Raw genomic sequence first — 14,120 nt, forward strand, 5'->3', positions numbered from 1 at the left:
GTTCCTCTTGGGTCAGGAGTGAAGTGTCGATTGGCCAGCAAGGCGGCCCGGTGCATCGGTCGGCAGAATGGCGAGCCATTCCCGCCATCCAACAAAGCCTCCAAGGATGGCAGCCAGAATGGCAGCGGTGACAGCAGCGGCGGCAACACCGGCAAAGCCCAACCAAAGCGGCAGCAGAAGCAGAAGCGGGATCAGCAGATAGCCCTGCGGCGCAAGCCCCACGAGCGCGGACAGGCCGGCCCTGCCCCGCGATTGCAGCATAACGAGCAAGACGGATTGAAAGGCCGCAAGTGGAAAGATCGGAAAGAGGGACCGCAGCCAGGCTGCTGCCTCATCCACGACGTCCTGGCTGTCCGTAAACAGGCGTGCGATCGGCTCGGCAGCCAGGAACAGCAGGATAGAATAGAGCAATGCGACCGGTATCGTCACAGCAAGCATGAACCGGATAACGGCTTTCAGTCGCTCAGCATCGCCAGCGCCAAAAGCATGGCTGACGACGCTCTGGGCGCCTAGGCAAAAGCCGAACAACGGAAGCTGTCCCAAGGTCATCAAGCGGATGGCAATGGCCGTCGCGGCGACACCTGTATCCCCGCCATGGACAGCGGCCTCGCGCATCAAGACCAGAAAGCCAAAGCCTGTGACAATGCTTGTTGCGGCAGCGGGAAGACCAATGCGCGCGATCGGCCAAAGCAGTTGCCAGCATATCGCCCCGCCGGTCACGCTCACAGTTCCCCATCGGCGCAGGAAATAAGCGATATAGCATGCAAGGGCAGCGATGGACGACACGATGGTCGCCAGTGCGGCGCCCGACGCACCTAGCTTGAAGAGAAAGATGAAGACGGGATCGAGAACCGCGTTCAAGGCGAAGCTCGCGATCAACACGATCATCGAAAAACGTGAATTGCCCTCGGCGATCGCGATGAAATCGCAGATAGCCTGCAAAAGCCCGAGCGTCATCCCGAAAGCAAGCAGCCGCCCGTAATCGAGCCCAGGGGCGAGGAGATTGTCGCTGGCACCGAGTGCGCCGACAAAATCCGGCAGGCCGAGATAGATCAGTATCGACAAGGCTATGCCGAGCGGGATCGTCGCCGCGAGCGCTGTCGTGGCGACCGACGAAGCGGCTTTGATATCTCCCTCGCCGAGATGGCGCGCCAGCAGCGTCGCAAGCCCGATACCGAGCCCCTGACCTGCTGCCGCAACAAGCAGAAACAGCGGCATGACCAGACTGATGCCTGCCAGCACATCCGGGCCTAGCGCCCCCAGGAAGATCGCGTTGATCGCATGATGGCCGGCGCTGGCGGCCAGCCCGGCCACCGCCGGGAGCGCGACCGCCAGAACGAGCCGCTTGATACGCGGATCGTTCATATCGACGGCTGTCTTCATCAGGCGCCCCGCGCCAGAGAGCCAAGGACAGACTGCCCATCCTCCGTGGGCAAACCGGTGAGATCCGGCAGCAGCAGCCGATCCATAAAGAAGCGCTCGCGCAGGAGCATAACCAGCAACGCCCTCTTGTGCGGGAACTGAATGTGCTTGACCTTGGCGAAGCCGGAACGGTCGAGATTGCGGATCTGCTGGACGTGATGATGGATCGGTTCCCCGACGATACGACGGGTGCGTGGATCGGCCAGGAACATGTAGTGCATCAACGATGGCAGCCAGGCGCTGACGAAGGCCTTTCCGCGAAAATCATCCTCTCCGATCGCCACATGCCAGCCTCGATCATAGCCATCAGCGTCGTAGTGCGGTCCGATCCTGTCTTCCTTGGCCCAATAGAGTTCGAAGTAACCGAAAGGCACGCCGCCGAAGGTCCCGATCAGCGGCAGCGTACGCGGATCTGCAAGGCGGCCTGCGATGAAATTGCGATGATAGGAAAGATCGCCGCTGTCTTCCCATATGGCAGCAACCCTCGGATCATTCATCCAGCGATGGAAATGCGGAAGATCGGCCTCGATATCGGCGACATGAAAACCGAGTTGCGTGTTCAGCCAGGGAATGAAGCGGCTGTAGACGCGGCCGGCGGGCTTCGGCGGCCGCTGCGGATGAAGGACACCATTCGTCAAGATCGGCAGTTCCGGATAGGCCTTGGGTGAACTTCCGAGCCAGGATCTCGCTTGTTGAAAAAAGGAATCCGGCCGCACGATGAGGCTGCCCCCGCTATGCTCGATCGCGCCGGATTCCAGCAGTCGCTTTGCAAGATCATCATCCGCAAGTGCGATCTCGAAGCCGGTCAGGTGCGGATTGCATGCCAGAACAGCTTCCGACACGGCGTTGACAATATCCTCGCCAGAAAGCGGCAAGGCTGCCGTGGAGATTGCTTCGAAGACCAGGAGATTGCTGGCCGGCCCCGATAGATGACCTGAGGCCACCTTCACTCCGTGATGCTCGACGCGAAAACTCCCTGGCGCAGGCCCTGCCGATATGATGAGCGGCTGGCCACAGGCAAGCGCGCTGCTCTCAAAGCCCGAAGCCGGCAGGCGCAGATCAAAGGATTTCTCCGCCGTCCTATCACCCTTCATCGCCAGGGAAGCATCCATATTTCATCTCCATATCTTCAGAACCACGCCGGCTGAGATCGACAGGCCAAGCACAGCCCTAATTCTGCGGTGACGAACGACATTGGCAAAAATTCAAAATATTTTCCGAAAATATTTTTTGAAAATCTTCTGAATTTTCCAAAACTCCGTTCGTCATGCAGCTGCATCGATGTAATTTTCGGAGTATCCGAGTTTATCGGCGCCAGAAGTCAGAGATATCAATCGATTAAACTTAATATCTATCACAGATATTGAGACGTATATGTTATTGTATTTCAATCGATTGGATATGTATTTCAGTACACTCAGGGAGAATGGCGAAGAAATGACTGTCCATGATCGGAACGCCAAGGCAGCAAACGACTCGGATCACCTCGCCAAATGCTCGCTGTCGCCGGCGCAGTCACGTATCTGGCTCTTGTCGGAGACGGGTAACGAAGTCGTTTACGGGCGACAAATACTCGCCATCGTCTTTCCTTCTGTTACTCTTGCTGCAGCGCATGAGGGCCTTTCAAGGCTTTCGCGCCAACATCCGCTCATCACCTCGGAATTCGAAGCTCGGGCGGGTGGCGCCGTCCAACAGATCCTGAAAAACGGCCGCTTCGTCGACGTCCTTGAGACGGAGTTGACTGCCGGCGAAAACCTGGACGAAGCGCTGACCGCAGCCGCCACGGCCGAACGAGCCCGCGCCATAGATCTTACCAATGGCAATCCGGCCCGCTTCATCCTTCTGACGCAAAACGGGCAAGCGCTCGGCGCTGTATTTTCCCTCCACGCAATCCTTGCCGACGCCGCCGCGCTCGACCTGCTTGCGACGGATTTCCTTCGCAACATCGACGGCCACGGCCCGGCGGATATTGCGGAGACGGTGCTGCCCGACGCCGCATCATGGATGATTGCCAATGGCGCACCACGCCATGCGGGACCGGAGTTGGTCGACTTCTGGTTCCAGCGGCTGACAGCTCAGGAGAACATTGCGTCACTCCTGCCGCAAACGTCGGCTGGAAAGACCATGGTCGACGAGGCATGGTTCGAGCATATGCTTGAAGTGCCGGTACAGTCGTCTACTGACACGTCTCGCGACATGCTTGCCGCCCTCGGGATCGCCCTGCGGCGCCATACCGGATATGGCACTCAAAGGATCGGCCTCGTCACGCGCCCGGAAAGGCAGAAAGTTGCCGCCCGCAGCGAAGATGTGTTGATCCTGACGCCGGAACTCGACGGCACCATGACGCTCAAGGGCGTTCACGACGCATTCGTCAAGGAAATCGATACGGCGACCCGGCAATTCCTGCCTTTCGAGGCTCTTGCCGATGCGCTAATACGACGGGACGAATTCTTCGACACCACCGGCCTCGTCAAGACACTCCTCGATGTGCGCCCGCCCTCGCGCCTCCCGCAAGCAACCTCGAACGAAGTTGCGGCACGCAGCCCCATCGAACCGCCGGCACGCCGCGATGCCGATCTGGTCGTCACCGTTTCACCGGCATCCGTCGGCAAACTGCGTATCGGCATCGGCTTTGACCCACAGAAGCATGATCGAAAGCAGATCATACGCTTCGCCGACGATCTTGCCATGGCACTTGCGCAGTTGAATGCCAATCCCGGCACGCAGGTCAAACATATTGCCTTTGTGTCGTTGGAAGAGCTGGACAGGCTTTCAGCACCCTACCCCGACGCGCCGGAGCCCGACGACGGCACGCCTATCCACGAGGTCATCTCAGCACAGGCGAAGCGACGGCCGAACGCCTTTGCCGTCGCGCAGGGCGAAAAATCGGTAACACATGGCGAGCTCGAAGCTGCCGCCAACCGGCTGGCTCATCGATTGATCGCGATGGGGATCAGCCCGGAAAAGCGCGTGGCCATCGCCCTTGAAAAATCGATCGATGCCATCATTGCCATTCTTGCCGTCTTCAAGTCGGGCGGCGCGTTCACCCCAGTCGAGCCGGATCATCCGGAGGCGCGCAATCGTCACATCCTGACAGCCCCGGGCCTTTCGCTCGTCATTTCCCGAACGAAACACATCGGCAACCTGCCGAGCGATATAGCGACACCCTACCTCAATCTCGACGCCACCGACCTGTCCACGGAGAGCGTCGACGCACCGGCAACGACGATTGCCCCAAAGCAGCTTGCCTATGTGATTTACACCTCAGGCTCGACGGGCATACCGAAGGGCGTCGCGGTCGAGCACGGCCCACTGGCGCACCATTGCAAGGCGACCCTGCGCATCTACGAGATGAGCGAGGGGTCCTGCGAATATCCTGTGCTTCCCTTCACCTCCGACGGTGGTCACGAGCGCTGGATCGTACCGCTGATGGCTGGCGGCGGCGTGGTGCTGACGCAAGACAAGCTTGCGACGCCCGAAGATGCATTCGCGATGATGAAGCGACACGGCGTCAACAATGCCAGCCTGCCCACCAGCTATGTGCGCGGCCTTGCGGAATATGCCGGCGAGAACAGCGAAATACCGCGGTTGCGGCTCTATTCCTTCGGCGGCGAAGCCCTGTCGCAGGCGGTGTTCGACATGATTACCGAAAACCTGAAGGCCCAGCTGCTCATCAACGGTTACGGTCCGACCGAAACGATCATGACGCCGATGATCTGGAAAATTCCGGCCGGAACCCGCTTCGAGGGGACAGTCGCGCCGATCGGTCGCGGCGTGGGCGATCGGCGTATTTATGTGCTCGATACCGACCTTGCGCCGGTTCCGGTCGGTGTGATCGGCGAAATCTATATCGGCGGCAGCGGCCTGGCACGCGGCTATCTCGGCCAGCCGGAGCTGACGGCGGACCGTTTCATCCCCGATCCCTTCTCGAAAGGCGGCAGACTTTACAAGTCGGGCGATCTCGGCCGCTGGCGGGAAGACGGCATTGTCGAATTTGCCGGCCGCGTCGACCACCAGATCAAATTGCGCGGCTTCCGCATCGAGCCGGGCGAAATCGAAGCCGTGCTGCGCTCGGATCAGCGGGTCGCCGAGGCGGTCATCCTCCTTCACAATGAAGGTGGCCGCAGTTCTCTGGTCGCCTATGTGGTGCCGCGCGAGGGCGAGAACTTGAGCGTGACCGAGTTGCGCCGCGCCGCCATGACCGCCCTGCCCGATTACATGGTGCCGCAGACCATCATGCTGATCGACAAGCTGCCGATGGGGCCGAATAGCAAGCTCGATCGTGCCGCCCTGCCCGCACCACGCATAGAGCGCGAAATGGCGCTACCTGCCAACGACAAGGAAAAAGCGATCCTGGATGTCTGGAAGGACATCCTCGACATCGGCGATATCGGCGTCACCGAGAATTTCTTCGATATTGGCGGACAGTCGCTGATGGCCGTGCGCATCGTCTCGCGCCTGAAGATGCGCCATCCCGAATGGCCGCTGTCGATCGCCGACATGTTCAATCATCCGACGGTGCGCGATCTGGCACTCGCGATCGACGGCAGCCGCGACGAGACCGGTGTCGATGTGGTCTATCTTCGCCGCAACGGCGACCGGCCGGTGCTCTACTGCTTCCCCGGTCTGCTCGTCAGCACGCGCGAATATATGCGCCTTGTCGATTATCTCGGCCCGGAACAGCCGGCGACCGGCTTCATCTGCTATTCGCTGACAGAGACCAAAACGCTGAGCACCCGCGTCGAAGATATCACAGCGCGTTACGCCGAAGCCGTACGCAAAAAGGCCAATGGCCGGCCTTGCGCTTTCCTCGGCTGGTCGTGGGGCGGGCTGCTCGCCTATGAAGCCGCCCGACAGCTCGGCAACGATATCGATCTGCGCATGATCGGCATGGTCGACGTCTGCGACATGGACGAGGAGTTCACCGTCGGCATCATGCCGCGCTTCGAAGACGGCATCCGCGATCGCACCCATGCCGCCGTACAGAGCTGGCTTGCGACCACGCCGATGCGCGAGGACTGGAAGAGGCTTTTCGCCGCCATGAACGAGGAGGTCTACGAACAGTTCCTCCACCATATCGTCAAGCATAACGTCAAACTGCCGACGGATGGTCCCGATATCGGCTCGGAAGAGCACACCTTCTGGATCCTCATCGATAATGCGATGATCTTCCGAAACTACCGCCTGGAGCAATCCGATTTCCGCATCCATGCCTTTGCGGCCGAGGATTCTCTTACGCGCGCCCTCAACGTCATCGACTGGCGACGCTATTCGCCCAATGCCACGGCATCGGAAATCGTTACCGGCACCAACCATTTGACGATCATCGGCAAGACGCCCTTCCACCAGCGTTTCGCCCGGCGGCTCGATCATGCCTTTGCGCCGGCGCCACTGTCCAAAGACACCGTCAAGTAACCCCTCTTCGACATCATTCTGGAGCTGCATCATGACATCGCACGTGCTCGACCTCGCCGGGGCTGGAATCGGTCCCTTCAACCTCAGCCTTGCCGCTCAGCTCGATTCCATACCGCAACTTTCCGTCCGCTTTTTCGAGCGGCGCCCATCTTTTGCGTGGCATCCGGGAATGATGCTGCCGGGCGCGGAAATGCAGACATCCATTCTCAAGGATCTGGTGACAGCCACCAACCCGACAAGCCGCTGGAGCTTCCTCTCCTATCTCGTTGCGCATAAACGCTTTTATCAGTTTCTCAATGCGGAATATGAAGCCGTCCCCCGCAAGGAATTCGCCGACTATCTCGGATGGGTCGCACGCGGACTGACCTCGCTTCGCTTTGGCGCCAGCGTCCGAGAGGTCCACGCCAGTGACGGCTTCTTCTCTCTCGCCACCGACAATGGTGCGATCGACGCTCGCAATCTTTCCGTTGGCGTCGGCAAGATTGCGTCTCGTCCGGCCTGGGCCGAACAGCTGCCGAAATCCATGACCTTCCACAGCAGCGAAGCGACGCAACGTATCGGTGATGTCAAAGCGCCCCGCGTTGCCGTCATCGGCGGCGGCCAAAGCGGCGCGGAGATCGTCGATGCCCTTTTGGACCTGAACGCCGTTTCGTCCATTCATTGGATCAGCCGCCGCCCGAATTTCGAACCGCTCGATGCGACGCCATTCACCAATGAGCTCTTCACGCCGGGTTATATGGAGCGCTTCCACGGACTTCCCGAGGAGCTGCGGCTCACCCATACACGCCGGCAGGTACTGGCGAGCGACGGCGTTTCCGCCTCCACCTTGAAAAAGCTCTATCGCCGACTCTATGAGCGAAAGCTTGATGCCGCCGGCCACCCCGATCACGGCATATCCTTGCGCCCCTTCCGCAACGTCATCGCGGCCGAGCAGGATGGTCGCGAAATTATGCTGACCATGCGCAACGGCTTCGATGACAGCATCGAAACACTGACGGTCGATATGATCGTCTTTGCCACCGGCTATCGCTTTGTGCTGCCGGAATTCCTGCATTCGCTCGAAAACCGCATCGAGCTCAGCTCGATCGGCGAGCCGGTGCTGGAAAGCGACTTCTCGCTTGCATGGGACGGGCCGCGTGAGAACCGCATCTTCGTTCTCAATGCCGGACGCCATAGCCACGGCATCGCCGAACCGCAGCTTAGCCTTGCCGCGTGGCGCAGCGCCGTGATCGCCAATGCATTGCTCGGCCGCCAGCATTTCGATCTCGATCAGCTCGATCCCATCGTACAGTGGGAGACGCATGGGCAGCCGTCGAACCTTCCCTCTCACATGGGACAGGCAGCGGAATAGGTGAAGACAGACCAACCGGGGGAAGAGACGGCGCAGGTGGAACTTCATAGCCTGCGCCTGTCTGAGGGGCTTCCCGTCCCGGACTCGATTTTGAGCGAGGCAGAAAAAAGCCGTGCTGCCGCATTTAGATCATGCGCGGCGCGGCGCCTTTTCGTTGCCGGACGGGTCCTGTGTCGACGTGTCATCGCCAATCTGCTTGGCTGTGCCCCGCAAGCGCTTTCTCTTGCGATTACCCCTTCCGGCAGACCCTACCTGCGCGATTACCCCGATATCGACTTCAATCTCTCGCACACGGGAGACCGTGTAGCGTTGGCAATCTGTCGCGGCGGCCGCATCGGCATCGACATCGAACGCCTTGATGCATTTTCGGAAAAAGAAGCCTCTGAGATCATGCCGATGATCCTTTCCGAACAAGAGCTCGATCAGGTGTATCAATTGGATGAGCGACATCGCCACGATGTTTTTCTCGCCTGCTGGGTTCAGAAAGAGGCTGCGCTGAAATGCTTTGGCCAGGGTTTTTTAGCCGACCCGCAAAACGTGATATTGGCGCCCGGAAACACAACCATTGCAAGCAGATGCCAGGCGTCGGGCGAAGCGGTTTTCATCCATTCCGGCCGGATCAGCGACGGAGAAAGTGGGGATTTTCAGTGGGCTATCGCGACATCAAGGGCTGTAGCAAGGCCGCAATGGCAGCATCACAAAAGCGGGATTTTCTTCTAGATCTCACAAAAAGTTAAAATAAAATCAGGTGGATAAACCTTGATTTAGGAGATGCTTCACTTTTCGACTCCGCTATCTTGACTATCATTGTCATGTTTTATAGGTTCCCTCTCAAAAAGAGGGGCACACAGAAATGCAACTTTGGATTTCAGCGAGAGCCCGACATGATTGCCAACCATTCGCAGTCGACTTCCAATGAGCAACTCCAAACAGCACTTCACGCCTATCCGAAGCTCCTCTCCGTCGCGCGCAGGATCACGGGCTGCATGAGCTTGGCCGAGGATGTCGTGCAGGAAGTGCTCCTGCAGCTGGTCTCCAAACCGCTGAAGGAGGATATAGCGGCCCCTGCACCCTATGTGATGCGCATGGTGCGCAATCTTGCGACAGATCATATGCGGCGTCGGCAATATGAGCGCGGCCTGTTCGTCGAAGAGGAGGTCGGCGGCAATACCTCGGCCTATGGAAGCCCCGAGGAACATCTTCACGAGGCCGAAGCCTATAAGGCCTTCCGCTGCACGGTCGAATCCATGCCCGCCAGAACCCGAAAATTCTACGAGGAGCATTACTTCGACGATATCCCTCAGAACATCATTGCCAAGGAGGCTGGCGTATCCTGCGCTCTTGTTTGCGGCCTTCTGCGAGAGGCGCATTCGCGGTGCCTCGCCGCCATCTCGCTCGAGGCCGGCCATGGTTGCGTTGCCGGCAACGGCCACAAACGAAACCGAACAGCACGGGTGCGGGAGATGCGGGCATGATGGCGGTTCTCCGCCATCACCTGCGAACTGCACCGCACCGCCAGGAAAGGGAAGAATAGATGCAGGAAACCATCGAGATAACCGAATCCAAAGGCGCCATCTGTCGTGACATCATGTCGGAATTGACCGACTGGTTTACCGACCCCGATGTCATCGAAGCCTGCGCAGGCGCCGTGGAGACCCTGCCGATGTTCGGCTGCGTCGAAGCCGATACCGTTGCCGGTTTCGTGGCGTTGCGTGCCCATCCGCCGGCCGCCATGGAGATTGTCGTGATAGCAACCAGGCGCCGGCACCATCGCAGCGGCGTCGGCAAGCAGTTGCTGGCTGCAGCCGAGACCTTTGCGCGCTCTTCCGATTGCAAGCTCCTGACGGTCAAGACGCTCGCGCCGCGCGGCAAGGACGAACCGCAATATGAAAAGACCCGCGCCTTCTACGATAGAAACGGCTTCATCCGCGCCGAAATATTCCCGACTCTCTGGCGTGAAAGCGATCCGTGCCTGTTCTTCGTCAAGCCATTGACCTCGATAAACTAACCCGGCCACCGGCCGACAATCAGAATTTCAGGAAGCCGATAGGCTTCAGCAGGAATGACAATGAAAGACGAAACGATCACCGGAAACGATGAAAGTCACGCGACGGTCTTCACGACTGAGGGCCTCCGTTTCGAAGTCGACGGCAAAACCATTCTTCACCCGCTCGATATCAGCTTCAAGGCAGGCGAGATTTCCGGTTTGATTGGTCATAATGGCTCCGGCAAATCCACGCTGATCAAATTGCTGGCCCGACAGATTCAGCCGACCGGCGGGCGCATCCTGTTCGATGGCGTTGCCGCCAGTTCCTACGACATGCGCGCATTTGCCCGCGCCGTCGCCTATCTGCCGCAGGACACGAGCTCAGCTGCCGGCATGACCGTCGAGGAACTTGTCGCCTGCGGGCGCTACCCCTGGCACGGCGCGCTCGGGCGCTTCACCGATCTCGACCGGGAAAAGGTGGAGACAGCGATGAAGCTGACCCATGTCGATACCCTGGCAGGCCGGATGGTGGATACACTCTCCGGCGGCGAGCGTCAGCGTGTCTGGATCGCCATGCTGGTCGCTCAGGACAGCCGCTGCCTGCTGCTCGACGAGCCGACATCGGCACTCGACATCGCCCACCAGATGGAGATCCTCGGGCTCGTGCGCGAGCTTTGCCGAACGAAGGATCTGAGCGTCATTCTCGTCCTGCACGATATCAATGTCGCGGCGCACTTCTGCGATCATCTGCATGCGCTGAAGCAAGGGCGTCTCATTGCAGCGGGCCCGTCGCCGAGCCTCATGAAGGCTGAAACGCTCAACACGATCTACGGCACCAATATGGGCGTCACCGCCCATCCAGTGCATGGAACGCCGCTTGCCTATGTCATCTGAACGCATCTTCGAGACCCTGATGCTCTCCCGCCGCGCGCTGCTGGCCACTGCTGCGCTTTTTGCCATTCCGCAAGTGGGAGTGGCCGCGGAACCGATATCCGGCCCGATCGTCTCCCTCGATTACGGCCTGGCGTCGACACTGCTGGCACTTGGTGTCACGCCAGCCGCCATCGCCTCCCTTGCCGATTGGGATACGTGGGTCGTCGAGCCGAAAATGCCCTCCGGCGTTGTCGATCTCGGCACCACCAGCGAGATCAATCTCGAGGTCCTGGCAAGCATCAAGCCGGCGCTGATCCTGACAACACCCTACCTCGCTCCACTGAAGCCGCAACTGGAGGCGATTTCGCCTGTCATGGAACTGACAATCTATGCCGAGGGCGGCGAGGCCCTGCAGCGCTCGATCGCCGCTACGCGGTTGCTCGGAGATACGATCGACCGCCGTCCCCAGGCCGAAGATTTCCTTGCCCGATCCGAGCGCTTCTTTGACGACTGTGCGGGGCGGGTGAAGAGGCTCAACCCTCCGCCGTTGGCGCTCATCAATTTTGTCGACACCCGCCATGCCCGCATCTATTGCGGCGCGGGGCTTTACCAGAACGTCATGACCAGGATCGGCCTCAAGAACGCCTGGACAAGGCCCGGCGATTATTGGGGCTTCGAGACGATCGGGCTGGAGCAATTGGCAACGCTTGATCAAAACCTGCGCCTGATCGCATTCGAGCCGCTACTTCCGCCCAACGTGCTCGATAATCTGCAGGACAGTCCGCTGTGGACCAGCCTCCCCTTCGTTCAAGCCGGGCGCGTCTCCGTGCTGCCGGGCACCTTGATGTTCGGCATGGTGCAGGAAGCGGAGCGCTTTGCGCGCATACTGCTCGACCATCTGGAAAAATTCGCATGACCCGCACCGAAGCAAATAGCGCCCTCGGTGCTCCAGCCGTTGCTCTGACGCTGTTCGTGCTCGCCAGCCTGCTTGCCTGGCATCAACTAAGCCCAGACCTCTCGCGCCTATTCGAACAGGAAGCCGGCTACGATCAGCAGCGCCTGCTGCTCATCTATTCGACCCTGCCGAGGATCGCGACCGCGTTGCTGGCGGGTGCAGCACTTTCATTGTCGGGAAGCCTGCTGCAGCAGGTGCTGCGCAATCCGCTCGCCTCGCCTTCGACGCTTGGCATTTCCGCAGGCGCCAACCTTGCGCTCGTTGCCGTCATGCTCGCCTTTCCCGCCCTTCAGGGCCTCGGCCGCGACGCAGTCGCCCTGTTCGGCAGTGCCGCAGCGGCAGCAGTCGTTTTCCTGATCGGCGCAAGACGCGGCTTTTCGCCATTGGCGCTCGTGCTGTCAGGCCTTATCGTCGGCGTCTGGAGCGGCGCGCTTGCCGCCATTCTCGTCCTGATGAACGATCGCTATCTCTCCGGCCTGTTCATCTGGGGGGCGGGATCGCTGGCGCAGCAAAGCTGGACTATTCCGCTTTCCCTTCTCCCGAAGATCGCCATCCTTTCTGTCGGGGCCTTGCTGATGGCGCGGCCGCTGGCACTCATGGAACTTGGCGATAGCGGCGCAAGCGGGCTTGGTCTGTCGGTCAAGCGCACGCGCATTGCTACCGTTTGCATTGCAATTGCGCTTGCCGCAATCGTCACCAGCGCCGTCGGTGTCATCGGCTTCATCGGCCTGATCGCTCCGCGCGTCGCCCAACTTGCCGGCGCCCGGCAGATGAAGAGCCAGCTCATCTGGTCGCCCCTCATCGGCGCAGGATTATTACTGCTGACCGATGAGGCCCTGGTGCTGCTTTCCGGAGCCTCTGCAACCTTCCTTCCGACAGGTGCCATCACCGCGTTGCTCGGCGCGCCATTGCTGCTCCTGATGCTGCCGCGCTTGAAGACCGTGCAACGCAGCGCGCCGTCTCCCTCCCAGAATGCAAACCGCGCCTGGCGGACGCCGCGAATACTCTTGCTTGCATCGATACCGGCGCTCGTCCTTCTCCTGGTCGGCGCAGTCTTCTTCGGGCGTGCACCGGATGGAACGTGGACGCTGCTTGCCTATCTCCATTGGTCCGACGTGCTGCCCTATCGCCTGCCACGCATCGCCGGTGCCTTTGCTGCGGGTGCAATGCTTGGCGTCGTCGGCGCAATCCTGCAACGGCTCAGTGGCAACGAGATGGCAAGCCCGGAGGTTCTAGGTATTTCGGCGGGCGCTACCCTTGGCGTCACCGCCGCGCTTTTCCTTCTGCCCGCTCCCGGCATGGCCGCCCAGCTGGGCTTCGGCGGCATCGGCGCTTTCGCCGTCCTCATCGCTATATTCCTGTTCGGCATCCGGTCCGGTTTCGCGCCGGAGCGGGTATTTCTGACGGGCATCGCGCTCGGGGCCATGTTGGACGCTTTCATCAGCGTGCTCGCAGCGAGCGGCGATCCGCGTGCAATGATCGTGATGCAATGGATGAGCGGATCGACTTATCTTGTTGATACACCAAAAGCAATCTCTGCAATGGTTGCAGCAGTCGCAGGCCTTGCATTTGCCTTTCTGGCCCACCGTTGGCTCGATCTGCTGCCGCTTGGTACCCAGGCAGCCCAGGCAATCGGCATTCGCGTCAACTTCGCCCGCGCCTGCCTCTTTGCCCTTGCTGCAGCCATGACCGCAGCCGCCACCCTTGTCGTCGGGCCTTTGAGCTTCATCGGCCTCATGGGACCGCATCTGGCGCGCGAGCTCGGCCTGCGGCGCGCGGCTCCCCAGCTTGCCGGTGCGGCGCTCGCCGGCGGTAGCCTCATGGTGCTCGCGGACTGGTTCGGCCGGATGATCGCCTTTCCCTACCAGATGCCCGCGGGCCTGGTTTCCGCCCTCGTCGGCGCCCCGCTATTGCTGATCTTGCTGATGAAGCGACGCAGAACGACATAATGGTGGTGGAAGACGACCCTTCACTTCCCGAAGTGTTCTGCCGAAACGGCAAGTCAAACTGATCGAAACGCGTCGCACGTTAAAGCCAACGACTGGCTTGCGCATCAAACCAATGCGACCGAAACAAGGATCTGATGGATGTGTGCTCACGCTTCCAGGCGGCACTTA

General features: G+C 60.2%; 10 protein-coding genes. 8 read left to right on the plus strand and 2 right to left on the minus strand.

All coding sequences use genetic code 11. From position 1 onward, the window contains the following. Positions 1-12: 12 nt before the first annotated feature. On the minus strand, positions 13-1,383 hold the full coding sequence (locus tag ABOK31_RS27520; RefSeq protein WP_349959984.1) for an MATE family efflux transporter: 1,371 nt from the start codon (positions 1,381-1,383) through the stop codon (positions 13-15). Further along, positions 1,383-2,534, minus strand: a complete 1,152-nt coding sequence (locus tag ABOK31_RS27525) for a GNAT family N-acetyltransferase (protein ID WP_349959986.1) — start codon at positions 2,532-2,534, stop codon at positions 1,383-1,385. The genes ABOK31_RS27520 and ABOK31_RS27525 overlap by 1 nt, the downstream gene beginning before the upstream one ends. A gap of 325 nt (positions 2,535-2,859) precedes the next feature. Between ABOK31_RS27525 and ABOK31_RS27530 the strand changes: the two genes are divergently transcribed. From ABOK31_RS27530 to fhuB, 8 genes are all read left to right on the plus strand, one after another. After that, complete coding sequence (locus ABOK31_RS27530) at positions 2,860-6,837, plus strand: amino acid adenylation domain-containing protein (RefSeq protein WP_349959988.1); 3,978 nt, start codon at positions 2,860-2,862, stop codon at positions 6,835-6,837. 31 nt (positions 6,838-6,868) lie between these two features. Further along, entirely contained in the window at positions 6,869-8,188 is a 1,320-nt protein-coding gene (locus ABOK31_RS27535; RefSeq protein WP_349959990.1) for a lysine N(6)-hydroxylase/L-ornithine N(5)-oxygenase family protein, read from the plus strand. Then, positions 8,189-8,908 carry a 4'-phosphopantetheinyl transferase superfamily protein gene (locus ABOK31_RS27540; protein WP_349959992.1) on the plus strand — a complete coding sequence of 240 codons (720 nt, stop codon included), beginning with the start codon at positions 8,189-8,191 and terminating at the stop codon, positions 8,906-8,908. Between the two features lie 164 nt (positions 8,909-9,072). Then, the gene (locus tag ABOK31_RS27545; RefSeq protein ID WP_174171847.1) at positions 9,073-9,663 is read left to right on the plus strand and encodes a sigma-70 family RNA polymerase sigma factor; all 591 of its coding nucleotides are present in this window, start codon (positions 9,073-9,075) and stop codon (positions 9,661-9,663) included. A gap of 59 nt (positions 9,664-9,722) precedes the next feature. Beyond that, positions 9,723-10,196 carry a GNAT family N-acetyltransferase gene (locus ABOK31_RS27550; RefSeq protein WP_174171848.1) on the plus strand — a complete coding sequence of 158 codons (474 nt, stop codon included), beginning with the start codon at positions 9,723-9,725 and terminating at the stop codon, positions 10,194-10,196. A gap of 60 nt (positions 10,197-10,256) precedes the next feature. Further along, positions 10,257-11,069 carry an ATP-binding cassette domain-containing protein gene (locus ABOK31_RS27555; protein WP_174171849.1) on the plus strand — a complete coding sequence of 271 codons (813 nt, stop codon included), beginning with the start codon at positions 10,257-10,259 and terminating at the stop codon, positions 11,067-11,069. Then, positions 11,059-11,964, plus strand: a complete 906-nt coding sequence (locus ABOK31_RS27560; protein WP_349959995.1) for an iron-siderophore ABC transporter substrate-binding protein — start codon at positions 11,059-11,061, stop codon at positions 11,962-11,964. The genes ABOK31_RS27555 and ABOK31_RS27560 overlap by 11 nt, the downstream gene beginning before the upstream one ends. Continuing rightward, a complete protein-coding gene (gene fhuB / locus ABOK31_RS27565; RefSeq protein ID WP_349959997.1) occupies positions 11,961-13,952 on the plus strand; it encodes a Fe(3+)-hydroxamate ABC transporter permease FhuB in 1,992 nt (663 codons plus the stop codon). The genes ABOK31_RS27560 and fhuB overlap by 4 nt, the downstream gene beginning before the upstream one ends. The last annotated feature ends 168 nt before the right edge of the window (positions 13,953-14,120 follow it).

This window comes from Rhizobium sp. ZPR4, from assembly GCF_040215725.1.
GTDB lineage: Bacteria > Pseudomonadota > Alphaproteobacteria > Rhizobiales > Rhizobiaceae > Rhizobium > Rhizobium rhizogenes_D.